At 65.3% G+C, this 24,270-nt stretch carries 19 protein-coding genes, 1 tRNA gene, 1 rRNA gene and 1 pseudogene; 12 read left to right on the top strand and 10 right to left on the bottom strand.

From position 1 onward, the window contains the following. Positions 1–235: ribosomal RNA gene (locus VGB24_RS01360) — 16S ribosomal RNA — on the top strand; the annotation flags it as partial. A gap of 89 nt (positions 236–324) precedes the next feature. Continuing rightward, positions 325–398 (top strand) — tRNA-Ile (locus VGB24_RS01355). A 110-nt stretch (positions 399–508) separates the two neighbouring features. On the opposite strand, the gene VGB24_RS01350 is transcribed toward VGB24_RS01355, so the two are convergent. Together VGB24_RS01350 and VGB24_RS01345 are read right to left on the bottom strand one after the other, a co-directional pair. Continuing rightward, positions 509–1,693, bottom strand: a complete 1,185-nt coding sequence (locus VGB24_RS01350; RefSeq protein WP_331071155.1) for a tyrosine-type recombinase/integrase — start codon at positions 1,691–1,693, stop codon at positions 509–511. Beyond that, positions 1,686–2,066, bottom strand: a complete 381-nt coding sequence (locus VGB24_RS01345; protein ID WP_331071154.1) for a hypothetical protein — start codon at positions 2,064–2,066, stop codon at positions 1,686–1,688. The genes VGB24_RS01350 and VGB24_RS01345 overlap by 8 nt, the downstream gene beginning before the upstream one ends. A 367-nt stretch (positions 2,067–2,433) precedes the next feature. On the opposite strand from VGB24_RS01345, the gene VGB24_RS01340 reads away from it, so the two are divergent. Together VGB24_RS01340 and VGB24_RS01335 are read left to right on the top strand one after the other, a co-directional pair. Next, the gene (locus VGB24_RS01340; protein WP_331071153.1) at positions 2,434–3,393 is read left to right on the top strand and encodes a hypothetical protein; all 960 of its coding nucleotides are present in this window, start codon (positions 2,434–2,436) and stop codon (positions 3,391–3,393) included. Further along, positions 3,393–3,950 carry a sigma-70 family RNA polymerase sigma factor gene (locus VGB24_RS01335; RefSeq protein WP_331071152.1) on the top strand — a complete coding sequence of 186 codons (558 nt, stop codon included), beginning with the start codon at positions 3,393–3,395 and terminating at the stop codon, positions 3,948–3,950. The genes VGB24_RS01340 and VGB24_RS01335 overlap by 1 nt, the downstream gene beginning before the upstream one ends. Positions 3,951–4,900: 950 nt before the next feature. Here the strand turns inward: VGB24_RS01335 and VGB24_RS01330 are convergent. From VGB24_RS01330 to VGB24_RS01320, 3 genes and pseudogenes are all read right to left on the bottom strand, one after another. Beyond that, positions 4,901–5,401, bottom strand: a complete 501-nt coding sequence (locus VGB24_RS01330; protein WP_331071151.1) for a PD-(D/E)XK nuclease family protein — start codon at positions 5,399–5,401, stop codon at positions 4,901–4,903. A 36-nt stretch (positions 5,402–5,437) separates the two neighbouring features. Further along, a complete protein-coding gene (locus tag VGB24_RS01325) occupies positions 5,438–5,857 on the bottom strand; it encodes a hypothetical protein (RefSeq protein ID WP_331071150.1) in 420 nt (139 codons plus the stop codon). Positions 5,858–5,860: 3 nt separating this feature from the next. Beyond that, positions 5,861–6,292: pseudogene (locus tag VGB24_RS01320) on the bottom strand (single-stranded DNA-binding protein). Between the two features lie 310 nt (positions 6,293–6,602). Here VGB24_RS01320 and VGB24_RS01315 point away from each other — a divergent pair. Further along, positions 6,603–10,313, top strand: coding sequence for a hypothetical protein (locus tag VGB24_RS01315; protein ID WP_331071149.1), 3,711 nt, complete (start codon positions 6,603–6,605; stop codon positions 10,311–10,313). On the opposite strand, the gene VGB24_RS01310 is transcribed toward VGB24_RS01315, so the two are convergent. Continuing rightward, entirely contained in the window at positions 10,276–10,905 is a 630-nt protein-coding gene (locus tag VGB24_RS01310) for a hypothetical protein (protein ID WP_331071148.1), read from the bottom strand. The genes VGB24_RS01315 and VGB24_RS01310 overlap by 38 nt on opposite strands. A 167-nt stretch (positions 10,906–11,072) precedes the next feature. Here VGB24_RS01310 and VGB24_RS01305 point away from each other — a divergent pair, with 167 nt between their 5' ends. Continuing rightward, positions 11,073–11,288, top strand: coding sequence for a hypothetical protein (locus tag VGB24_RS01305; protein WP_331071147.1), 216 nt, complete (start codon positions 11,073–11,075; stop codon positions 11,286–11,288). A gap of 7 nt (positions 11,289–11,295) precedes the next feature. Here VGB24_RS01305 and VGB24_RS01300 read toward each other — a convergent pair whose 3' ends face one another. From VGB24_RS01300 to VGB24_RS01285, 4 genes are all read right to left on the bottom strand, one after another. Further along, positions 11,296–12,603: a hypothetical protein gene (locus VGB24_RS01300; RefSeq protein WP_331071146.1), complete on the bottom strand. Its 1,308-nt coding sequence runs from the start codon at positions 12,601–12,603 to the stop codon at positions 11,296–11,298. 133 nt (positions 12,604–12,736) lie between these two features. Then, positions 12,737–13,024: a hypothetical protein gene (locus VGB24_RS01295; RefSeq protein WP_331071145.1), complete on the bottom strand. Its 288-nt coding sequence runs from the start codon at positions 13,022–13,024 to the stop codon at positions 12,737–12,739. Positions 13,025–13,238: 214 nt separating this feature from the next. Next, positions 13,239–16,121 (bottom strand): relaxase/mobilization nuclease domain-containing protein, encoded by a 2,883-nt coding sequence (locus tag VGB24_RS01290; RefSeq protein WP_331071144.1) that lies wholly within the window; start codon positions 16,119–16,121, stop codon positions 13,239–13,241. Then, positions 16,118–16,591 carry a plasmid mobilization protein gene (locus VGB24_RS01285; RefSeq protein WP_331071143.1) on the bottom strand — a complete coding sequence of 158 codons (474 nt, stop codon included), beginning with the start codon at positions 16,589–16,591 and terminating at the stop codon, positions 16,118–16,120. The genes VGB24_RS01290 and VGB24_RS01285 overlap by 4 nt, the downstream gene beginning before the upstream one ends. A 1,032-nt stretch (positions 16,592–17,623) precedes the next feature. Here VGB24_RS01285 and VGB24_RS01280 point away from each other — a divergent pair. The 6 genes from VGB24_RS01280 to VGB24_RS01255 all read left to right on the top strand — a co-directional run bounded on the left by VGB24_RS01280 (position 17,624) and on the right by VGB24_RS01255 (position 24,244). Beyond that, the gene (locus VGB24_RS01280) at positions 17,624–18,925 is read left to right on the top strand and encodes a ThiF family adenylyltransferase (RefSeq protein ID WP_331071142.1); all 1,302 of its coding nucleotides are present in this window, start codon (positions 17,624–17,626) and stop codon (positions 18,923–18,925) included. A 45-nt stretch (positions 18,926–18,970) separates the two neighbouring features. After that, a complete protein-coding gene (locus tag VGB24_RS01275; RefSeq protein WP_331071141.1) occupies positions 18,971–19,255 on the top strand; it encodes an EsaB/YukD family protein in 285 nt (94 codons plus the stop codon). 111 nt (positions 19,256–19,366) lie between these two features. Beyond that, positions 19,367–19,903, top strand: a complete 537-nt coding sequence (locus VGB24_RS01270; RefSeq protein WP_331071140.1) for a hypothetical protein — start codon at positions 19,367–19,369, stop codon at positions 19,901–19,903. A gap of 542 nt (positions 19,904–20,445) precedes the next feature. Then, positions 20,446–21,063 (top strand): hypothetical protein, encoded by a 618-nt coding sequence (locus VGB24_RS01265; RefSeq protein ID WP_331071139.1) that lies wholly within the window; start codon positions 20,446–20,448, stop codon positions 21,061–21,063. A gap of 169 nt (positions 21,064–21,232) precedes the next feature. Then, positions 21,233–22,675 (top strand): hypothetical protein, encoded by a 1,443-nt coding sequence (locus VGB24_RS01260; RefSeq protein WP_331071138.1) that lies wholly within the window; start codon positions 21,233–21,235, stop codon positions 22,673–22,675. 399 nt (positions 22,676–23,074) lie between these two features. Continuing rightward, a complete protein-coding gene (locus VGB24_RS01255; protein ID WP_331071137.1) occupies positions 23,075–24,244 on the top strand; it encodes a hypothetical protein in 1,170 nt (389 codons plus the stop codon). The last annotated feature ends 26 nt before the right edge of the window (positions 24,245–24,270 follow it).

The following is a 24,270-nucleotide window of genomic DNA, read 5'->3' as shown; positions in this document are numbered from 1 at the left end:
AGTCTGTAACTCGACTGCATGAAGCTGGAATCGCTAGTAATCGTGGGTCAGCTACACCACGGTGAATACGTTCCCGGGCCTTGTACACACCGCCCGTCACGCCATGGGAGTCGGGAGCGCCCGAAGTCCGTGACCCAACCCGCAAGGGAGGGAGCGGCCGAAGGCGAGCTCGATGACTGGGGCGAAGTCGTAACAAGGTAGCCGTAGGGGAACCTGCGGCTGGATCACCTCCTTTCTGGAGCAAGCGAGTAAGCTCATTTTCGGAGGAGCAGAAAGCCGCTCACAGGTCGAACCGCACAGACACCCCGAACGTCCCTGGTTGAAGGGCCTGTAGCTCAGTTGGTTAGAGCGCACGCCTGATAAGCGTGAGGTCGGCCGTTCGAATCGGCCCAGGCCCACTGCCCTAAGTAGAGCCCCCGCAACGGATTACGTTGACGGGGGCTTTGCTGTTTTCCGAACTTTTCGGGGTGGGTGTCCAAGTGGGTGTCCAAAGTAAGGCGGACCCCTCTCACCCTCCCGCGCCGGCGCGGTAGCGCTTTCGCTTCGCCAGCGCCTCCCGCTGCGTCTCCGTGTCCGGCTGCTGGTAGCAGGTCAGCACGGTCATGGGGCTCTTCCAGCCGCCCATGTAGCACAGGTCCTTAAGCGGCGTCTCCTTCATCTCCGTCGCCCACTGCCGGCGGACCGAGTGCCAGCCGAGCCGCTTGCCCTTGGGCAGGTCCGCGAGCTTCGCGGCCCGCTCCCACCAGTCGCGGACCAGGTGCCGGGATGCCGGCTGGTCCGGATCCCCCGGCGCCGGGAACAGCCAGGCGTCCCCGATCGCCGGCCGGATGAGCCGCTCCGCCCGGAGCGCGGCGTCGGCCTCCTCGGTCAGGAGCGTGCTGTGCTCCATCCCGATCTTGTCCAGCTCGCCCCGCCAGTGCACGGTGCCGCCATCCAGGTCGATGTCGGACCAGCGCAGCTGGCGGATGGCGCCGATGCGGTGCCCCGTCTCGTGCGCCAGCACCAGCGCCAGATCGAACTCCGGCGCGACTTCCGCCGCGATGCCCCGGAGCGCCAGGTACTGCTCGTGGGTCAGCACCGAGCGCTGGGGGCTTTCCGTCCGCGGCAGGGGCAGCCCCTTGAACGGGTTCCGGTCCAGCAGGAACCCTCCGCGGCCATCGCCGACCGTTGTGGCCCAGTTGAAGACGGACAGAAGCCACTTGAGGTCGTACGTAATCACGCGCTCCCCCACCCGCCGCTTCTGCACGACTCCGGCGGGCGCGATGGCGCCGCGCCGCCGGTCTGCCACGAACCGGTCCCACTCCCGGCGCGTGAGCGTGCGCGGCAGGGTCTGCGCCCCGAAGTAGCGCAGGAACATCTCCGCACAGCGCACGTCGTGCTTGCGCTTGCTCTCGCCCTTCTCGGGCGTCACCTCAGACCCGTAGGTGTCAAACAGGACCTGGAGCGTCGCTTCGCTCCCCTGCGCGGGCTCTTCACGACGGAAGGCCGCGGCCACCTCCTCGGCCTTGGCCTTCGCCGCCTTGCGGTCGCTGTGCCCCAGCGCGATCCGCGCCTTGCGTCCCGCCGTACCGTCCGGGTTGCGCTCGCGGAACTCGAGGAAGATCCCCTTGCCCTGGCGTTCGAATGCGCGAACCCGGTTTACTCCCCATTCCCCGGTCGAGTACGACCAGGGTTTCTTCGTCGCGTTAGCCATCGTGATGCCTCGTTGTCGAGTTCACGACAGAACGCGCGATCTGCGTGCGGTCAACCATGAGCGTGAGCGGTTTGGGCCGCAAGACCCCCGGCTTATGCGGCACGTCGCCGCGGCGGATGCGAGGGGCGTTCGGGCGACCCGCGTTGGGGATCTTGCCCAGGCGAACGAATCGCCCAAGGTGCTCGGGCGAGTAGCCGGATTCCCGTGCGGCCTGGGCAAGCGTGAGCTGTTGGTTGCTGAAATGGTCCAGCGCGACGTCGAGGCGCCCGGCCGCCCATTCGAGCGCGCGTGCGCGTGCCTCGTCGCCGAAGTCGTCGCGGAACTCGGCCGCCTTGTCGCGGATCTCCGCGACCGTCTGGCGGAGCAGGTCCATACTGCGGTGTGGTCTGGGAGCGTGGGCAGCGGGGAAGGGGATTACCCCGTCGTTCTTCCCCGACTGGTACCCCGGGTGGCTGGGCGGCGCTGTCGGGCTGTGGGCCAGCCTCTCATGTTAGAACAGTGATGCGATACTCTGGCGTCGCCACAGCACCCCCTGGTTGCCTCCCACGATTGCGGAGCGTACAATGCGCCCGTTCGTTATTTGACACTCTGAAAACGGTTTCATTGTGAGCCTCTACCGTTCTCGTCATCCAAAGCCGGCTTCGAAACCGCCCGTGTTGCTTATACATGGAATCCATTCGCTGGGCGGCTGGTATAAGAACGTGGAACCAGTGCTTCGACCGCACTTCGACTGCCGAAGGGTGCACTACTTCAGCCACTTCTTATTTGGCGCGCCGCTGATGGCTCTGCACGGTCTTGCTCAACATCTAATTTCATCCGTAGAACGTGTGCGCGCGCAGGTTGAAAGGGCCGCCCCTGTAGGTACACGTCCGCACGCGGTCGCACACAGTTTTGGGACCTATCTCTTAGGGGAGGTGCTCCACCGCTACCCATACGTTCATCTTGGGAGCGTAATTCTTCACGGGAGCGCGCTGCCTGTAGATTTCAATTGGCGGAAGATTGTACTGAAGCGTCGCCAAGTCGAACGTGTATGGAATGAAGTGGGATCGCGTGACCTTCCCCTCAGGCTACTCAGGCGTTTGCGACACGCTCAAAAGTTCTTTGGTGATGCCGGCCGCTCTGGCTTTACGGATGCGCGGGGGCTCGTACACACGATTGGCCCGGATGAAAATAGTTGCGGAACCTGTCGATATCCCGCTCTGCGTCGTCAAGCGAAAGGCGCTCTTGTTCATAATGTCCACGTGGACTACGATCACGGTGATGCTCACGATACAGCTGGTCATGCGGCTTATCTCTGGGTTCCCGTCCTTCTGAACTTGGATCCAACAGATTACCGTGAATTCTTGGAACTCTGCACGGCGATTTGGCGCTTTGAGGTAGCAGACCAGTCGGTGCTCGCACAGCCGTTTAGGCGAGCTTTGGAAAGTCGAGAGTGGGGCTGGACCGACGGGCTTACACTAACACAGCACCTTACGAACTTGGTGACCGCTTGGCCGGGGATAACGGTCTCTCCTGCAAGGATTCCCGACATCGTTGCCGTTGCTCGTATTAGCACGGCCCAAATCGTTTCAACAGCTAACCTGCGTAGGAAGGATGGAATAACCTATGTTGATGATGTCGCGGCTGAGGCTGTCGATCCACGTGTGGCTGCGGTGCTGGCTGTTCGCAAGGTACTGCGGGAGCTAGGCGAGATCCGCTGATGAGCGCCGTGCCTCCTCTGCAGGCAATCCTGGACCGACTCGCGAGAGATAGCTCGGAGCAATCCGCGTGGCAGTCGCTGTACCAACGACTCTGGCCCTATGTATTCGCCATAGTAAGCCACCGCACCGGCGGAGATCATGATCTTGCGGAGGACTTGTCGCAAGAAGTGTTTTTTCGGCTGCTCCGACTCCGACCTTTCGATCGGGTATCCAGTGCTGAGGATTTCAGACTGTATCTCCGTCGCATGGCATGGAACGTAGTTCGGGACGAGGAGAGGAAAGCACTCCGTCGCGCGGAGAAGCATCTAAAATCTCTCGAGCAGGAATTAGCCGCTGATTATCTTGCGGACCATCAAAGCTCTGAACTTGAAGCTAAGGAACTTCTGGCCGATGCCCGGCGACCGCTTAGTGAGGACGAGGCCTCCCTTCTTGAGTTGATCCTAACTGGAGCATCACTCGCCGGCATCGCTGGCGAACTTGGGATCAAGTATTCTGCAGCAGGAGTGCGCGTTCATCGTCTACGCAAGAAGATCCGGCAGGTTCTCGATGAGTGTTAGCCCCGAAGGACGGTTGTGTAAAATTATCATCGCTCGACTGGTTATTCTCTATAGAACTACGGCACCGAGGAGCTACTGATGAGAAACTATCTCGAGACGGATTACCAAAAGCTGCTCCACCGTCAGGCCGAGCGACTTGGCATCCCCGTTGAGGATCTCTGCGCAGAGCGGGATGTAGTCTCTAGCCATAGCAGTGCGGCGGAGCGATTGGGGTTTGAGCGAGACATCTCTGGAGCTAAGCTATTGGCCAATGTCTTTCAGCTCAGCCGAGCGGATATGACGACGAATGAGGCATGCCTTCGACCAAGGCATGTGGAGGCCGTACTTGCGACAGGCAAAGTCCCCTCGGAACTCAAGACGCATTTCGACGAGTGCGCCTCGTGTCAGGCACTCGTTCGGGCTGCTCGTGTTCGGACGAACCGCGAACAGGAGTTCGTTGGTCAAATTTGTCGCGTATCCGATGCTCCGACTGAACATCTCGCGAGTGCAGGACGGCACGCTCTGCGGCCACGGGGTGTGAAGGAAACGGCGATCCGCTTCCGTGCCGAGAAGGTAAACCATCGGCTTCGGCGTGGCGGCGCATTGCAGGGGATTAAGCGAAAGGATGCCATGAAGGTGATTAAGTCCTTAGTACGGATGGGCGTGGTGACTCCCGATGGTCAACTCACTCGTGATTCGAAGTTTCCGAGTAGCCGAGAACTTGTGACGCGTATCGTGGCTGAATCCAGAATTCCGACCTCTGTCGCTACGGCGGTGGTTGAAGCGATGGGGCCAGCAAAGCGCCTGAAGCAACGAGCTCGGGCTGCGTTCGCGGGTACTCGCGGAGCACGGATGCTAGGCTCACGTAAGATCGGTGCATAGGCTGCTCGGCACCAACTACTACGCGGCAGATGTCACGACCCCATGCAAAGCCGACCGAGTGTTCCCCTCGGTCGGGGCCTCGCGACAGATCACGCGTGGAGGTCAGCCTGTGTCAGCTCCTGCTCGCAGAGGGCATAGAGCGGGCAGTACTGGCACTCGCGGCGCCGCTCGGGAGTCACAATGGGGAACTCCGCGACTGACCGCGGCTCGTTACGGGCTGGGTCGGCCAGCAGTGCCTGCATGGCGCCTACGCTGTGGCGGACACGCTCCGCCGCGAGCATAAGGTCGTAGCGGGTGATCTCGCGCGTGGTGTCGTCGCCGGTGGCCAGGTTCACGACCCGGCCGAACCACGCCCCTTCCCGGAACCGGAGGCCGAGCACGGACCGGCAGTAGAGCGCGTACAGCGGGATCTGCAGCTCGGCGCCGCTGTCGTCGCCCGTCTTCCAGTCCAGGATTACGACGCGCTGGTCGTCCGGGCAGTAGACCAGGTCCGGGCCGGCGTAGATGGGCCAGCCCTCGTGCACGAACGCCTCGGGCGAGTCGGACACCACCACCCGCTCGGCCGGGCACGCCTCCAGACCCTGCCACACGCGCGAGTTCTCCAGCGCGCGCAGGCAGATGCGTCCCTACGCGACCGCTGCGGCCAGCCCGGCGGAATCCGCGCGCCCGGAGTACCAGGCGTCCCGCAGCATCGGCATTCGCTTGGGATCGCGCAGGAACATCCCCCGATGGTGGGAGCCGATCAGCGCCCGGTTCAGCGCCTCAGACGCTTGGGCCATCATCACGTCGAACGACGGCCGCGGCGTGCCGTGGCGGATGGCGTAGGCGCAGTCGCGCGCGCAGGCGTGCACGACGTTCCCGACGATCATCGGAAACGTCGTGAGCTGCTTGAGGGCGTAGGCGAGCTGGGCGGTCTGCGGCGCGTCGGGGTGCCAGCCGCGGTGGCTGCCGTAATAGCGCCAGTAGTACGACCGCGCGCATTCAGCCAGCGCGCGGTCGCGGGAATGGGACCAGCTGAAGTCGGGGTACAGCGCGTCGTAAGCCATGGCTCAGAGCGCGAGCGCGGGGACTTCCTCCTGCGCCGGCGCTTGGCGGTGCCGGCCGGTGCTCCTGGAGCGCTCCCCGTCACGATCACCACCCGCATTCCCCGCCCCCAGCACGTCGGACGCCTTGAGCTCCGTGGTCCAGCGCATGTCGCCGGCGTCCGTCTCGTACGAGCGGTAGTCGATCTCGCCCTCCACGTACACGCGGTCGCCCTTCCGCAGGTACGTCTCGACGAACCCGAACGTCGCCGGCAGGCTGTCCTACACCAGCACGCGGTGCCACTGCGTCTTCTCGCGCGGCTTGCCGTTGCGGCCCTCCCACCGCCGCGTGGTGCCCACCGAGAACTGCGCGACTCGGGCACCGCTGCTGATGGTGCGGATCTCCGGATCGGCGCCCAGGTAGCCGATCAGCGTGGCCTTGTTGAGGCAGCGAGACATCGTAGAACACCTCGGAGACAGGTAAACGAGCGCCTGCACTGGCCGGATTGACTCAGCGCCTGACTCGTCCACCACTTTTCTCTTTGGGGTTGAAATCCTATTCTGACCTATGATGCTCACGATCGGCAGACTGCGAGCAGTTGTGCCGGTCCCGATTACCACCAAAACATTCGACTGAATTTCCGACGTGGCCGACCGACGCGTAGCTGAAGCCGCTGACCCGCTGCATTTCGGGCATTCCTCATACAACGCGCTTGCGCGGACACTAAGTCGATATGACGCTCGCGCCGTCGTTGCCGGCCTCGGCGGGATGTTGACCATTCCAGAGTACCAGCCCCAAACACTGCGTATTGAGGTGCTGCTGCACCTCGCCTGCCTGCACTGTCGTGGGAAAAAGAAGCCGGGATCAGGGGATTTTCGGAGGTGGCTGGAAACAATGCTAGGTACTCATCCCGTAAAATGGTTGGAGGATCCCCCGGAGGACGTCTTTGTCTCGAACATTACCGCGCCGGGCGGTAATTATCGGATCTTTGAAGGAATGTGGCACACAAGTGATTCCTATCTTCAAGACGTGATCACCTGTGTGTTCCGGTCGCCGTCTGCACACCGCTATCGAGCACTGCAGTCCGAGATTATCGCCTTGCTTACGCTCACTGAGGCAGTCGCGGAGCGCGCTCGACTGCCGCGTTGGACGCCATCACCGTGTTCCGAGGCGGAACGGAACTTCTTGGGCAAGTTGGACCTCGCAGAAATGATGAGGCGGGTGACGTTCACCGACGCCGATCTTGCGTATATGGGGATCTCCCCGAGTGTACTCAAGCCCTTCCTGCTCTCGCAGGAAACGCGGGAAGCGCTCGCGAGCGAACAATGGGGCCATTCTAGCCTTGAGCGGCACCCGCTTCTACCAGAAATCAACGCTGTTGTAATCGCCTGTCCCACGGCCGTGAGTGCCGCGATTCGACGGTATACTCTCGAATGGATGACTGAGCGCGGCTATATTATGGAATTTCGGCATACGCTTAGGATTCTGCAGCGTGACGCCGCTTTTGAGGGGGCGCTCGACCAGCTCGCCCGATCCGGCCCCAGCTTCGATGGACTGCCGGAGTCGCCATCGGCCAAGGGTTGGTTGCCGATCTCAGCGGACGTGGCAGTTTGTCCGATCGATACGAACAAACTCGCCCATCTCGTCGTTATCCACGACAACCTCTGGGAGATTCCTGTCTCGGGACTAACCTCAAATGTCCCGCTTGGGGACGAGACGGCTGAGCCACTGCATGCCTATCTCGGGAGAGCCGCGCGGGAGCTGGCTGAAAACACGGATGGTGGGCTTTCCATTCTGATCGTGGCGGGGCTAGGACGTGGTCTTTCGATGCCTCGGCCGGACCTTCCTCCCAAATGGCACTTTGTTCATCTCACGCTCCAGGACTTTGTCATGTTTGGATGGGCGAAAGGATCATCTCTCTTGCGACTGTGGAAGCTGTACGAGCAAGCGACCGAGGTTGGATCGCGAGGTGTGCGCCTTCAGAATCTCAGCGGTCCGTTGAACCTCCTCGAGTTCTGGCAAGGATTGGGGTACTCGCTGATCCCAAAGGATTTCGCATATCCCTCACGGATCGGCATCGTGGCGTTGCCTACGGACAGCATTCAGGACTATCGAGTAAGGGAGCGGATACGAAACGATGTTCACGCGGCCCCCGCAGACATAGGACGGCGCCATACGACCGTGCGAAGGTTAGTCCGCGACTCGTATTTCAGAGGTCTCGCGATGCGACCGATTTACGTTGCGGAGCGCCGGGCGCAAATCGGTGAGCTCGATGGCGTGGTGGAAGGCGCTCACTGCATCGTATGGGTCCATGCTACTCGGCCAGAAGGTTTCGAGGATGCAGCCGGGCTTCTGTACCAAGTGTGGGAAGGCGTCCTTGAATGGGTCGACCGTGCAATGCCCGCCCTTGAACGTTCCGCCTCCACCGCGGCGAAGCGTGTGGCGCACGTTAAGGTCTCATTCCAGGATCTTGAGCAGTGGGCCGCCATGGTGCAAAGCAGGAGAATGGTAACCGCTCAAGCCCCGACAATCACGACCGACCCTCCTTCTGCTACCGTTCTCGTCGAGATTCCTTTCGGCTTTACAACCTATTTGGCACAGCCCACAAACGATGGTGAGCGCCTTCTGCTGGAAGGCATTGTAGAAGCTCTGCTTCGTTTGTGGTCCGGGGAGAGCGCTGGTAAACAGGCTGACTTGCGAACTGTTGCTCGACAAATCGTTGCTGTGACAATGCCAAGCCAACATGCGCGCTCAATCCACTTATTCGATGCACCTGACCCAACCTATCATATTGGGACCGGAGATAAGCCTGAGCCTCGCTTCGTGCAGCCAGAGGATCGTGCAGCATGGATAATCGGTCTTGCTTGGCGAGTGCTCAAACAGCCCAAGGACGGTGCTCCGTTCGTGATCAATGAGAAGGCCCGAGCCACGCAACTGCTGCAGCAGCTTGTTGATTCGTTATGGGGAGAAATTCGAGTGCAGCTACAGATTCTGAATGGTCCTTCCTTGGTGCGAATGACGCTTATGAACAACGAAGAGATCGTAAGAGATCGGAAATGGTGGAGGCAGACCGCTCGGGCCCTCTCCGCTCTGTACGGTGAGAACGAAAACGTCGAGGGCGTTGCCGGAGAGCAAGAGCATGAGCGTGCCCTCGCCATGCATGCAGGACGGGTTCTGACGGAGATGGCGGTACCCACCTGCACGGTCGAAGGCGGCAGATTGGCATCGCAGTCAGACTTCGACCAACTCCTCGCAGCCGTGGCGACGCTGCTGGATTTAGCGTCAGATTCCGATGCCATACACGGGGGATTAACCGAAGGTGTGCTTTATATTCATCCGAGCGGAACTGTCGAAAGTGATCGTGCCCGGATGATTGGAGTGGCAAATCCTTACGCAGTTGAGTTGCACGCAACGGGATTCCGGGAGGCGGTCGAGACGTACGACCGCCTGTATGAGCGCCGAGCCGATACGCTGGCGTCTGATGACGAACCCGAGTATGGCTCCGCCGAGTTCGTCAATGCGTTTCGGGCCGAGTATGGGGTTACTCCCACGCAATTGCTCGAGGCGATGGCTGAGCTCATCGACCTTGCTATCGAAAGCGGTACCATCGTCACCGAAGCGACGAATGGGAACATCTCTGCGCGCCTCCAGAGCAATCGTAAGTTCTTAAAGGAAGAGGCTGACGCACTGCTAAACATCTTCACCCTCGGGCCGCGGAAGCGATGGGATGTAGCTCCCAAGGGATTCACCAATCGAGATTGGTTTCCTTGGAAATATCGCCGGCGTCTCTCCTTGGTTGCCCGTCCAATTGTGGCGTTCGGAGCCGAACCAAACGCATCCATGTTTTACGGGGCAAACCAGATCGCGCTCAGCGCGGGCTACTTGCTGGATGGAATCCAGAACGCTTTTCTGCCGAACGAGTTTTTTTCGTCGGCGGAGATGCAGCGATACAGAGGAAGTGTCGCGCAGGAACTCGGCCATGCCTTCGAGGAGATTGTAGCCGACGAACTCCGAGAAGGTGGTTGGGAAACCAGGGTGTCCGTCCAGATGAAATCAATCGGCGCTCCACCGGAACTGGGTGATGTGGACGTGATCGCTTGGCACCCCACGGATCGCCGACTGCTGCTGATTGAGTGTAAGCGTCTGCAGACCGCGCGGGGGATTGGGGAGATTGTCGAACGGTTGAATCAGTTTCGAGGGGACACTCAGGACCGACTGGGTCGACACCTCCGGAGATGTGAATGGATAGAGGCTCACCTCTCTGCTGTGCTGAAGCAACTGTCTGTGAGGCACCTGCCAACCGTCGTCACTCCGATTCTGGTGACGAATGTCGAGGTTCCGATGCAGTTTGAGCGCGGGCTGCCGTTGCCGCCTGACCGAATCTTGCCGGTGCGTAGTATCCGCGAGCGGATTGTACCTGGTCATGCTGGCGCGGTATCTCTCAACTCAGCGAATGAATCGCCGCTCCACGAGGAGTGAGCCGGTAAACGTGCATGCCGCGGATCACGCGCTTTTCCGCGTAGCCGAGCCGCACAAGCCAGCGCAGATCGTCCGTGGTGAACCAGCGGTAGCGCCGGCCTGCGGCTTCATCTTCCTTCGCCATGGCGGACGTCAGCTCGCGCGATGAGCGCCATCCCAGCTCGCCTTCTACCCAGACCCGGCGCGGGCGCACCTCGGGATCGAGCGCGGAGCGCAGCCCCTCGATGGCGTGCCAGGCGTTCTCACGCACGAGGACGCGCGACCCGTCCTGGTCCAGCGGAGGGCTGATCCGCGGCGGCATGGTGTCACGTGCCGCCGCGAGTTGGTCCGCGCCGACCTGCGAGACGCGGTAGAGCCAACTGGGGCGCGAATCTCCCGGTGGACGCGCATCGTGCTGCAGTACCCGCCCGCGCTTGGCTTCGGCGCGCATCAGCTCTGCGGTGCCCCACGTCTTTATCCCTGTCTCGATCTGCTCGGCCGTCGCCCAGCCGGGGACGCCGCGCACCGTGTATCCGGCGCGCTGGACCGCAAGGTCGAGCAACCAACTCAGGACTTTGACGGCGGGATCGGAAATCTGTTTCGGCTTGCTCATGCCGCCACCGTACCCACCACTTGCAGGACTGAAAAAGGCCTGATTACTGGCGGCTCGCAGTTGGTCCAACTTACTAGCACAAAATGTGTGGCGGACCTAACTTGAACAAAGCGCCCCCGGTCGCACGGACCGGGGGCGTCAGCCACGCACAATCAGGAGCCATTCAGATGAAGCTCACCCGCCTCGCCCTCGTCTCCTGCGTTGCCGTGCTGGCCGCGTGCTCGGGAAGCCCCACCGCGCCGTCTGCCGCGCCGGCAGGTCCGTCCATGGAGGGAAATGGCTTCACGTTGGGCGGTGGGCGCAGTGACACCACCGCGGTGAACACGCAGGGCGGGACCGAAGCGGGCACCGCAGGCAATGGTTTCACGCTGGGTGGGGGCTGATCCGCCGCTACTCCTCGTCAGGCCTGTCCTGCCGTCGGCCGCGCCACGATGGGCCGCGCCATCTCTCAAGGCGCATGGCAGCCTGATTGATGAGGGCGGTGATCGGCTTCTGTCGCGGGTCGGTGAGATCGATCTGCGGGATGCCCGGAGCGCGCGCGGATATCTGGCCAGCAAGGTCCGTCGCGACTCGCACCGCCAGATCCGCCCCGGCCGCGCGGCCTGTATCCAGCGCAAGGTTCGCGTACGTCGCCGCCAGATCCCAGCGCCGCAGCAGCCGGGCACCTTCCGCCGCGCCGCAGAGCGCGCCCGCTCCGGTCAGCGGGTACGCCCGGGCAAGATGCTCCACCCGCGCGGCCGCTCGGACGAACCCGTCCACGTCACCCGTCCCGCCGCACGCCCGGCCGAGGGTACCCAGCACCACGACCTGCTCGTCTGGTGCGTGGATCTTCGCGACGACGCGATTCAGCAGCCCGGCCGCGGCGCTGTACGCGCCGACGTTCACAGCCAGGAACGCGAGATCGTACGCCAGGGCCGGAGTACGCTTGTGGTGCAGCGGCAGCCAGCGGAGGGTGCGCTCGCCGTATTCCAGCGCCTTCCGGTGTAGCCCGGCCAACGTCGCGTAGCCCAGCAACTCGTGGTAGGCCCCGCCGGCTGCCTTCTTCAGCCCCTTGCGGCGAGCCGTGCGAGCCGCGGTTTCCAGGTGCGGGCGGGCCAGGTCGAACCGGTCGTTGGCGATGTGCAGGCGCCCGAGGGACCGGTGCGCCTCGATGTACTGGCGGACGTTCTGGGTGGCACGCGCAAGCCCGAACGCACGCTCGTGCCACATCTCGGAGCGCGACCGGTCCCCGGCCCTGCGGCAGGCTTTTGCCGCGAGGTTCGCCAGCGCCGGATCGCGGGGGTCGGCGGATGCCGCGGCCGTGGAAAAGTGCACCGCCGTCTGCAGGAGCGCGTGGTCCTGGGCCCACAGCGCAACCTGTCGGCAGGCGATCACGATATCCCGAACGGCGATCAGGTGCGGCCGCTGGCGGAGCTGGTGGAAGATCGCGAGGGCAGGGGAGAGCGGATAGCCTTCGTGCCAACCACCGGGCTCGTCGGGGCGGAAGGGTCGGCCGGCGAAGAGTTCCTTGCGCTCCCCCTGGCCCGCCTCCGCCCACGCGCGGACGGCGGTGTACGTGCGCAGCAGCTCCGCTGCCAGGGCTTCACCGACGACTGGGGCTCCGAGCTCCTCCAGCAGCTTCGCATCGTCGAGCGGCCACCTGGGCGCGGCCGGAACCGACCATGTTGTCTGCGTGGCAGATGCCCTGTCGACGCCCATGTGGTCCCAGGTAAACGAAGTGCGCACAGTATCGGACATCATAGTAGGGATGCTCTGTTCGCGCCATCCAGTGCGGTTGATGGCATCAGACCGCCGCGCGCTCATCCGCCGCTGACGAGCACTGTCCAGGGCCTCAGTTCCCGCTCCCGTACAGGGTGCGCAGGGCCCAGCACTGGTCGAGCCACTTCCGCATCGCCACGCTGTCGGTCTGGTCCTGCGGGGGAGGCGGCATCTGGCGTTCCGGAATGCGCAGCGGCGGCGGCGTGAAGTAGTTCTCGTCGCCGACTACGCCCGACGCGGGAGGAGGTAGGGCCTGGAGCCGCTGGAGTGCCGGAATCGCCCAGTGCGCATCCGGGTCGTGCTCCGCTGGTTCTGAAGCGGCCGGGCACCTCGTCTCCAGGACCGAAGAAGAATCCATCATGCACCGTTCCCTCCTGGTGGCCATCGCCGGTTGCCCGGCACCGGCCCACGGTGCACCACACCTATCCCGCTATAAAGGCCTGATTTCTGGCCAATCGCGGCTGGTATAACCTTCTGGTGCTTCGGGATTGCCACCTGCGGCAGGCCGTCGCCACCCCGTCGCGCGCGTCCCCGGTACCCGCCGTACCTCCGGTACTGTGATCCGCGGTCACAGCTCAAAAATCATAGCCACTCCCTTTACGCCGCGGACCCTCAGCGAGGTCGACCGCAGCCTGGGCGACGTGCTTGATGTGCTTCGCCAGAGCGGGACGTTGCTTCACCACCCATTCCTGATCGGACACCGACAGCCCGCGCAACGCACCACGTAGTTCGTAGAGCTCGGGCGTCTTGCCAAGCAGCTGCTTCTGGAAGACCGCGTCCGCCTCTCGTTTCTCCGCGCTGGCCAGGTGCTGCTTGGCCGCCTCTCGCACTTCGTCCCGCGTTGCGGACTTCGGGAGGCCGAAGAAGTCGCGGGCATTGCGGAACGCTGCCCTGCAGCCGCGTTCCGTGTCCAAGTAGAACTCGCCATCGCGAGCAACCAGACGGAGCTGCCCCTCACCCACCGGGTGCAGGAAGACGCGCTTCTCGGGGTTGCGGGCCGCAAGGAGTTCTGCTGCCTTGGCTTTGAGCGCATCCAGCAGATCCTGCTGCTTGGTCGCCTGAGCGGCGCCAGACACCAGCGCGGCCGAGAACTCGCGGGCAAACGCAGCGCGCTCGAACTCCAGCAGCCTGAGCATCTCGCGCTTTCGCGGTTCGCCGAGGTGGTCGAACCAACCCAGGAATGCATTCGGATCGCGGAGGGCTTCTTCCAGCTGCGCCTTGAACTTGCTCCTCGTCGTCTCAGCGAGTTGTTCAGCCTTGTCGAGGCCGGATAGCCGCTGTTGGGCTGCGATGACTTCCGTCACCGCGTCGTTCACCTCACGCGATCGCGCCTCGGCCTCCAGCGCACGATTCGCCAAGCTGAGGAATTTCTCCGCATCCTCGCTCCCTGCGCCCTCCACGGTGCGACTGACCTCCTGGGACTGCGGTGTACTGTCAGGCAACCCGGTGGTTGCACCCGTTCGCGTCTTGCCCATGAACCCTATGGACCGCTTCTGCCGCAGCCGTTCGATACGCGCAAACAGCTCCGCCCGTGCGGCATCATCGCGCTCAGCCGATGCAGGCGCAGGCGCGTTCTCCGTGATTGCCTCCATCATCGGCGGCGGCTCGGGTGCGCTGACTGGCTCGATCTCCCGCGGGGCTTCCGGAGGTATCGAGGACAGCGGCGGGTTAGCCACGATCCCGGGGTTCTCTACTGCCGGGGCGGGCTGGTCCGGTGCCACGTCCCGAACGGCCGCGGCAGGAGCGCCAGAATCAAGCGGGGCCGGAGCTTGGGACCAGATATCGACTTGCTCCTCGCTGCTTTTCGGTGTCCCCCGCTTCCGCCGCGTCCGCTGCGGCTCCTGGCGAAGCAGTTCCACGCCCGATTGGGCGCGATGACTGCTCAGCGGAGGCGGCCCCACTTCTTCCCTGACCGGTTCCGCAGTCTGGCTGGGCTCCGCGGCCTCAGCCATCGCAGGCGCCGTGGTGGTGGACCCCAGCGATGTCTCGGCCGGCACGGGGCCGACATCGGCCGCCGCGGGTGTCGGGGCAGGGGACTCTGCCTGGCGCGGTTGCAGGGCGGGAGCACGCTCCAGAGCAGGTCCGGTCTGCTCTCGCTGATGTTGGGGAGGATCGTTGAGAAGATCAGCGAGACCATGCCCCGCATCTCCGAACTGCGGAGTGCGGGCGCCGCGAATGGGTTGATGCTGCTCGTCGAGATCGGTGTGACCCGCGGTGGCCGCGATCGTTTGCGCGGCGGCCTTCCTGGGCAGGCTGGGCGCGGCAGGTAGCGCGACAGGCGCAGGCGGAGCCGCGGCCGCGATCACAGGTGCCGCATCCTCTGGCTGGCGGTCCAGACGCTTCTTCAGGTGGGAGGCCGAGAACGCGCGCTCCAGTTCCGCCCAGGTGTTGGCGTGCTCCAGCACGGGACCGGCCTGCGCCCGGACCTGCTTCAGAAAGCGCGCACTTCCGCGCACTGGTGTGGGCGCCAGCTCAGGCGCAACACCAATCCCAGGGGGCTCCGCACCGCGAGCCGGAGCAGCCCCGAAGAGTTCGTTGATGCCGTATCCTGCATCGCCGAATTCCGGGATGCGCTTGGGGAAGGCGGGCGGCGGAGCAACTACGATGCGGTCCAACCGACGGACGGACCCGATGTCCGCCACGGCCATGCGCGCCCGGTAGTCCGGATACCCGCCCAGCCGCTTCTCCAGGTGATAACGTGAGAAGCCGCGTCCCACCTCCGATGCCTTCACTTGGCGCTTGCCGTCGGTGATCCTGAATCCACCGCCCTTCACGGTCAGGGCTAGCCCACGGTGGGCCAGGCCACTCTCCAGTTCCGCCCATGAGCGCGCCTGCGCCAGAAACTCCCCGGCGCGCTCGGTGACGTCCTGCAGGAACTCTTGATCTCCGCGCTTCGGACCCGGCAGAGGCTTGATCCACTGCGCTCCGCGCTGCCAGTCCTCGGTGAGCCCGTCGCGCGTGCGGTCCAACGACGGCACGGGCGCGTGCCGTCCCGGAACGACCCGCAGCCCTAGCTCCACCTCCTGGGCGCGCAGGCTGCGTTCGAGCCGCGGGTAGTCCCACCACTTTCGCCAGAGTGTCGCGCGCTCCGGGTGCACCCGGTTGACGATGAAGTGCAGGTGCGGGTGCGAACGGTCTTTGTGCGCGACGACGACGGCCTCGTGCTCCCCCAGGCCCATGTCCCGGAGCGTGCGTCTGGCCACGCGCCGCATCATCGCCTCGTCCACCGGATCGTCGATGTCGAAGCTGACGGAGAAGAAGTAGACCGGCGTGCGGGTGCCGCTGACGGAGCCGTTCGCCGTCGCCCCCATGAAGCAGGCGGCGAGCTCCAGGTCACGAGTGGGGAGGTTGTAGGTCTCTGCCCAGGCAACGCGGTTCTGCTGGCCGTCCCGTCCAACCTCTACATACCTGATCGGGACTTTGAAGCTGCGGCTCAGCGGCCCGATCGCTCCGATCACCGCGGCACGGCCATCGCGGCGAACTGGATGCTCGCGAGCGCCGCGCCCAACTCCTCGTCCTCGGGAAGCGCTTCAGCGACGTGTGCTAGGTGCGTCAGCTCGTTGAGGACGCGCCCCGCCTCACGCACCGCGACGATCAGCGGCTCCGCGCTGCCCCGCCGCCCGGCGGCGGCCTTGGCTGCCTCGTGCGTGATGCGGATGGTACTCTCGAGCGCGAGCGCGATGCCGCGGGCGCCGTCGGCTTCCGCGAGGCGGAGGAGCTGGTGGAGGTTGTTGAGCACGCGCTTGAGTTCGTGGAGCAGCGCGTGGGCACCGCGGCGCTGAGCGACCGGCGGCAGCTTGGCCGCGAGCGCGGCCTCGCGCACGTAGCGCAGCGGCGGGACGCCGCGAGCCCGGGCGGCCTGCTCGATGTGGCGCCACTCTTCGGGGGCCCAGACGGTCGGCTTCCGGATGGTACGGCGGGACGGCATGCTGCGGGGTGTCGTTCAGTGTCCTTCGAGCGCAGCGAGAAGGCCAGCCAGCGGGGGGGGCGCCCGCGAGCGCAGCGAGCGAATTTGGGCGCCTCCCCCGCGTTGCTGGCTCCGGAAGTTCCGGGTGCTGCAATCTCGGCCCGAAGGCAGGTACCGTGACCTCCGCCGAACGGTTCTCCTGTCTGCCCCCCCAACCCGCAGCCACCCATTTGGATGCTCCATCTAAAGGTTGCGAGTGAAGGATTGATCGAACTGAGATGAGAGCGAAAGAGCGCTAGCCGAGCCGCTTGCCCTTCGGCAGGTTGGCCAGCTTGGCCGTGCGCTCTCACGGTTGCACACCAAGTGTCGCACAGCCTGCTGTTCCGGATTCCCGACGCCGGGAACTGCCGCGCATCCGCAATCGGCGGCCAAGTGATCCTCTCCGCCCGGAACGCGACGAATACTGGACCTTGCGAAAAGCCGCGTGACAGCCAATTGTTGAGTGGGATAACGATGTTGTTGTTTACAGGTCTACAGAACTAATTCTTTAGGCGCGTGCTCTGCCATCGCGAATCTCCTCTAGAATGGACTGGGATTTATGGTGCTCCAATCACTACCCTGCCTTCCTAGCTCCGGGTTCGTCGCCCCTGCGACCGCGAATGTAAGTGCTCGCTTCAGGGTTTTGCATACCTACCGTCGGTTTATTCCCGCGCCGATTAGCGTCTAAATTCCGCATCTGCCGAAACTCCGTCTGAGAGCGTTGCAATGGAGCAGCCGACCTTACAAGGCTGGTTGAAGCGCCTCGTCGACTCGTTCGCCAGGTGGCTGGGAGGGAGTCCGAAGAGGCAAAAGACCTTTCGCATTCATGCTCCTGGCAGTACGCCTTTGTCTTTGGACCGGCAGCCACGACGCGCCGGTGCGTCCGGCTTCCGTGTCGAGGCAGCCACGCGCCCACAGGTGTGCCCGGTGTGTCGAACACCCGGAGGGAAGATTGCCCGGACCGAATCGCTTCGGTTCCAGTGCCGAAAGTGCGACTACGAATGGAGTTAGCTCATGTCCCGCTTCCAGATCGTAGGCGAGGCCGATCCTGATTCCGATCCCTTTGACCGGCAGCGCCGCATCGAGTGGTGGAAGCAGGATGCGCTGACGGGTGCGAGGGTGATGGTGATGGGGGCCGGCGCGATCGGCAACGAAGTTCTGAAGAACCTGGCGCTTCTGGGCGTGGGCTACATGTTCGTGGCCGACTTCGACGAGGTATCGCGCTCGAATCTCAGTCGCACGGTGCTATTCCGGGCGGGCGACGTGGGGCGGCGCAAGGCTGAGGTGGCCGCCGAGCGCACCCGCGACCTGTGTGTGGACCCCGGCGCGCAGGTGGACTGGTTCCACGGCGACATCGTATGGGACTTGGGGGCCGGGGTGTTCCGCCGCATGGACTTGGTGCTGGGGTGCCTGGACAACGTGGAAACACGCTATGCAGTCAACCGTCTCTGCTGGCTGACGGGGACGCCTTGGATCGACGCGGGGATTTTCGAACTGGGAGTGCGCGTGAACGTGTACGTGCCCCCTCTGCCTCCCTGCCACTCGTGCGGGGCGAGTTCCGAACAGCGAAAGGCCGGCCGGCAGCGCTACGCGTGCGACGCCTTTAAGCGCCGCGCTTACGACGCGGGGCGGGTGGCCACGGTGCAGGTCGCGGCGGCGCTGGTTGGGGCTCTTCAGGCCCAGGAGGCGGTTAAGCTTCTCTGCGGGAAGAAGCCCGCCGTCGGAGCCCAGGTGTACTACCAGGGCACGCTGCACGACTTCGAGGTGATCCCGCTGCAGGTCAATCCGGAGTGCGACGCGCACGTGAGCTTCCCCGAGGTGATCCCGGTTCCCTTGGGGAGCGGAGCCACGCTGCGCGAGTTCCTGGTGTACGTGGGGCACTCCGACCGTTCGGGGGAGGGGGTGGTGCTGGAACTCGATGACCGCTCGTTCCTAGCCGACTTCCCCTGTCGCAACTGTGGAAACCTCATTCGCTTCGACCGGCCGCCGTTTCGCATCTTCGACGACGAGGCGCTCTGCGCGCCGTGCCGGTCTGGCCGGCCGCCGGCTCCTCCGCCCGAAGGGGTGGTGGGAGCAAAGCTCGGCCGTTTCAGCCTAAAGGAGACGCCCCCGCGGCTGCTCGACCTCTCATTGGAGGCCTTGGGGATTCCGCCCTTGCACGTCGTGGCGGTGCGGCATCGCAGGGACGGACACCACTACTACGAGTTGTCGGGGGACGAGGCACGGGTACTTCCTACCTTGGCGCGCCGGCCGAGCAGGGCAGAAGGCGGGCCGCCCAGTGGACAGGGGCCCATCGCGGGTCCTACAGAGGTGTAGTTGTCCTACCATTCAACCCCCAAACTGCTAACCACGGAGGCGACGGTGACGGAGCTCACGGATGTAAGGGTCAACTTCATGCACCCCACGGATGGCCGGATGATCACCGTGACCGTGGACGGGACTATGACGGCCAACGAGGCGGTTGCGCAGCTCATCGCGAACGACTTCATCGCACCCAGCGAGATGGGCTACAACCTAGCCGTTAAGGGCGGCTCGCAGCTGCGAGCGGACCAGTCGTTCGCAGACGCGGGCGTGAAGGACGGCGAAACCCTGCGCGTGATCCCCGCAATCGACGCGGGGTGGCTCGGCCTCCCGCGGCGCGTATGAGCGCACGGCAGGGCCGGAGCACGCACCCCTCTGCCGGACCGAGCCAAGGGCCGCTTCGCGCGGCCGCGGCTCTCCGGCTCGCACGCACCCCCAGGCGGAGATTTGCTTCCGATGGCGACCCCTCAGGAACAGCGCAACATCCGGCTGAAACACGACTACGTCGAGATGACCAACATCCGTGGCTCCGTCGTACAGTGGCGGGCGGTCCGCGGCACGCCCCCGTACGTGGAGGCGTACGAGCTGACCGTGAACGTGCGGACGGTCACCAGTCCCAGACCTGAATACCGGAGCACGCACATCATCCGGCTGGAGCTGCCGCCCAACTACCCGTTCTCGGCCCCTGAGGCGACCATGACAACGCGGCCGCAGCCGTACCACCCGAACTGGTTCTCCGGCGGTCGGTGGTGCTACGGGAGCTGGGACATCGCCGAGGGGCTGGGTCACTACGTGGTGCGGATGATTCGCACGCTGCAGTTCGACCCGGAGATCACCAATCCCAACAGCCCGGCCAACTCCGACGCAAAGCAGTGGTACCTCTCGCATCTGCGCGGAAGCCGGTTTCCTACAGACCAGCAGGTACTCCCCGATCCTACGGAGGGACGGTTTGCGATCGAGGAGAAGCCGGCGAAGCGATTCCATATCGAGTAGGTACACGCCCGCACTTAACGGCGACCCGCTGGTCTCAAGCGGTCGTCCGCTCCCCGTCGCTGCCGAGGATCAGTCCGATGGTCTCGATCCGTAACCTTTTCATCCGCTTGATCGGGCGGGACCCGCGCCCCGCGCCCGAACCCGCTCCGGTCAACCCTCCCGTGGGTGCATCCGGGCAGGAGGAGGCGCGCGCGCCGGGCGACCGCGACGAAGCCCCGCCTGCGTCCCACATGGCCGCTGCTGACACGCCTGGGGCGGAGCCCGCGACCGATCCCCCTCCTCAACCGGGTGCGGAGGAACCGCCCGCGGATGCGTCTGGGCAGGAGGAGATGCGTGCACCGGGAGCGGGTGACGAGACCTCGTCGGTTCTACACGCGGCCGATGCGGGCAGCCCCCAATCGCACCACGCGGCCAATCTCCCCCTCCGAGCCGGCGCGAAGGAGCTGCTTACACAGCACGCTGGCGGTGGGTCAGCCTCCGCCAAGTCATTCGTAACGGGCGGCGCCGAGCTCCCGCCCCGCCACGGTGCGTTCCGCATCGAGGTGGCTACGCCGCCGTACCGGCCAGAGGCGAAACCCGAGCCGGCACTGCGGCTCGACCCCGACTTCCAGGCGTCGGTCCAGAAGGCGGTGGACGGTCTCTATGCGCTGTACTTGCTCCCGGAGGCGCAGCGGGCAATTCAAGAGCACATCGGGTGGGGGCGGCGCACCGCGGTCAACGGGGTGGAGCAGGGCGGGCTCCTCTTCGGGCAGGTGTACCGCGACGCGAGCCAAGGGAAGACCTACGGGATGGTGAGCGCGGCGGTGGCGGGCACCTCGGCGCTCGGCTCCACCGCGTTCCTGCAGTTCCCTCACCAGACGTGGGTCGAGATGCTGGAGGAAGCCGACTGCGCCGCCGGCGACGTCTCCACCGCGCCGCAGGTGATCGGTTGGTACCACACGCATCCGGGGGAGCTGTCGGTGTTCATGTCGGGAACCGACCGCGCCACACAGCGGCGGATGTTCTACGCCGACTGGCACTTCGCCATGGTGCTGAATCCCCAGAAGCGGCGCTGGCGCGTCTTTCACGGCGCGGGGTGCGAGGAGTGCACCGGATTTGGGGTGCGGTACTCCTCCGGCTCGGAGGCGGGCTCCGGAAGGGACGCGGGTGTGGTGGAGTGAGGCTCGGGCCCGCGGGCGCACGGCTCCTGCTCCCGCGGGCCGTATGCGTCGCCCCCGGCCGGCGCTTCGCGGGTACGTGCGATGGGCATGGGCATGGGCGGGCGGCGAGGCCCAGCACAGCGGACCAGGAGGAGAGCCCTTGGATGTCCCCTCGTTAAGTGCGGAACGCATGGAGCGCCTGGTGGCGGACTTCCGGGCGCTGGAGGAACTCTCCCGTAGATCGGAGCTGATCTCCGTCATCGCCGTGGACCCGGGAGAGCTCCCCAGCACTTACCGGGTGATGCTCCACCTCCGCTGCGTGAGCCAAGTGGGATCGGACGACCGCCCGCTGTGGGGCACCCGGTTCATGCTCGACGTGGAGCTTCCGCGTGGATACCCGCTCGCAGACGCACCGCGCTGCCGGCTCGCCCCGGGGTCAGCGCCGGTCTTCCACCCGCAGTTCACCCCGTTACGCCGGGTACGGGGCAGTGGCGGCGAGTGGGTCGACTACCGGCGCTACGACCCGCAGGAGAGCGCCGCTTCGCTGGTACTGCGGATCGCGCGTTCACTGCGCTACGAGCCCGGTTATGTGCGGGAGGACCCGCGCGAGGTGGGGAACCGGACGGCGCTGCAGTGGTTCCTGCGCTGGAAGGACGCTCCCGACCGGCTCTTTCCCACCGACCACTCGCCCCTTCCCGATTCCGACGAATACGTCCTGCGTCGTCGTCCGGCGGTGCAGCCGGTCCCGCGGTACCCGGACGGGGTTCGCAAGACGTTCATCATCCAGCCCGGTCGCCAAGGCTCCGGGCTCGTGCCGGGAGAGGGTGCCACCGCTGCGCCGCCCGCGGGCAAACGGTTTGAGGTGGAGGACGCCAAGCCGCCGTACACGCCGCTCTCAGCAGAGCGGCCACCGTTCGACACCGTTCCGGGGCTCAACTCCGACTTCCAGGGCCAAGCCGAGGTCCGGCACGAAGTCTACGTCCGCTTCTCGGCGATGCGAGACATCTTCGAGCACATCGGCTGGGGCCGCGACACGGAGGACAACCGCAACGAGCAGGGCGGGCTTCTGCTGGGGCGGCTCCACACGGACCCGGAGCGGGGCGTGACCTACGGTGTGGTGGTGCACGCTATCTCGGGCGAGACTGCCTTAGGTACCCAGATTACCCTGCTAGTAGGCCACGACACCTGGAAGACCATGTTGGATCGGGCCGACGAGATCATGGACGCGCACGACGGGGTGGAGATCCTGGGGTGGTATCACACGCACCCCAATCACCTAGACCTGTTCATGTCCGGTGCGGACCGGCGGACGCAGGAACGGGTGTTCGGCGGCCGGTGGCAGTGTGCGCTGGTGCTCAACCCTCACCGCCAGCGTTGGAAGGTGTTCATCGGGACCGAGGCTCGGGAATGTCCGGGATTCGTGTTTCGCGGTGTCGACCTAGCCGCGACGCTGTCCTATCCGCCACCGCGGCACGAGGAGGGGCAAGGGGGCCTGGGGTGCGGCCCCGCCCCCATGATCGAGCCGGGGTCCGCGCAGGCGCTGGGCGCGGCGCCATCCCGTGGGCGCGAGATATGGGCGGCGCTGGCGGCGTTGTGGCGAGCGCTGCGCCGCCACTCCCTGCTCGGAAAGTGACGCTCCATGGCCGGACCCTACTTCCACCGGCTCGACGCGCAGCGCCACCAAGCGTTCCTAGCGGGGCAGCCCAGGGATGCCGTGACGAAGAACCCCTTGCAGCCGGGCGACGAAGTCGTCGTGTGCCGACACTGCAGGGGGGCGTTCCTGCGGTCGAGCTGGGATACCATGCGGGCGCAGGACGTCGTCCGGCTCCACGGCGGTTACGAGAATACGATGCCGGATCTCCCGCGTCCCGTGTCGGGGGTTCGGCTGGGAGGCCGCGCGGCCGCGCGGCCCGGTTCCCGTCTGTCGCACCCCGCGGGGCCCGCCCCACAGCCCGCGCCCCGGTTCCCGCACACGGCAACTCCCCGGCAAGCCCCGCGTAGGTCCCGCGCGCCGCTCGCCGCGTTCGGAGGGGTGGCGGCGCTGATCGCGGGGGCGGCGCTGGTAGGGACCTTAAGGGGCGGCGCGCAGGACGAGGTTGCTTCCGATACCGAGGAGGTGTACGCGTTGCCTCCGGCACCTGCGCCGGAGAGGTTGACGGAGCAGGTGCGCGTCGCCCCCGGCAATGACGAATTGTGGGGCGACCTAGGCGACGCCTACGCCGCCGCCGGCCAGCCTCAGGCGGCGGAAGGAGCGTACGCCGTGGCGCGGTTGCTGGACTTCGGTGACGGCGAGTGGCGGGACCACGCCCCCGACCTGACCGCGGCTGCGGCGGCGGTGCGCGCGGCCGGGATCCGGGACGACCAGTGGGTAGGGAACTTGGGCGACCGGGCCGATCGGCAAGATGCACCGCTCGCCGCCCGCGAGCTGTACCGGCTCGCGGCTGAGCTGGATGCCGGCGACCCGGAGTGGCGGGGGCGGCTGAACCTTGACGCAGTGCGCTCGGCCGAGAGGCGGGTCCGGTCCGACCCCACCGCAAATGAGGCGTGGGGCGACCTAGGCGACGCCTACGCCGTCACCGGCCAGCCGACGGCGGCGGAAGAGGCGTATGCGCTGGCGCTCCTCCTAGATCCCTTGGACTACGAGTGGCAACAACACCAGCCCTCGCTGTCACGCGCTACGGCTGCGGTGCGCCGGCTGGGCATTACGAACGACGAGTGGGTGGGCGACCTGGGCGACCGCGCCGTCCAGCAGGGCGAGCCGCTCGTGGGCCGCGAGCTGTACCGGATGGCGCTGGAGCTGGACCCCGATGATGAGGAGTGGCCGAAGAAGGTTGGGGAGCACGTGGGGGTGACGCGGTCCCCACCTCGTCCGCCGCCCCCGTCGCCCGCGCCCGCCGGGCACGAACCCTCCGAGGCAGACCGGGCGTACGCGGCGCTCTCGACCCAGGTCTCGGGCTGGCTGGCGGCCGCCGATCAAGCGCTGGAGAGCGGGGCTCGCGACGCCTATCTGCGCGCCGGGCGAGAGTATGCCCGGGCCCGCGAGGCGGTCAGCCTGCACCGCAGCCGCTACGGCTCCTCCGACCAGCTGGAAGAGCTGGACCGGCAGATTCACCGGCGGCTTCGCGACGCCGTTGAGGCATGCCGGGGCGAGGAGATCGTCTCGCGCCAGCGCGGCGAGGGTTCGGCGGCCTGCCCGGGATGAGTTCCGCGCGGTGCCCGTGAGTTCCT

Source organism: Longimicrobium sp., assembly GCF_036399935.1.
Taxonomy (GTDB): domain Bacteria; phylum Gemmatimonadota; class Gemmatimonadetes; order Longimicrobiales; family Longimicrobiaceae; genus Longimicrobium.
The sequence above is the reverse complement of the archived record's forward strand: the minus strand, read 5'-3'. Positions and strand labels throughout refer to the sequence as shown.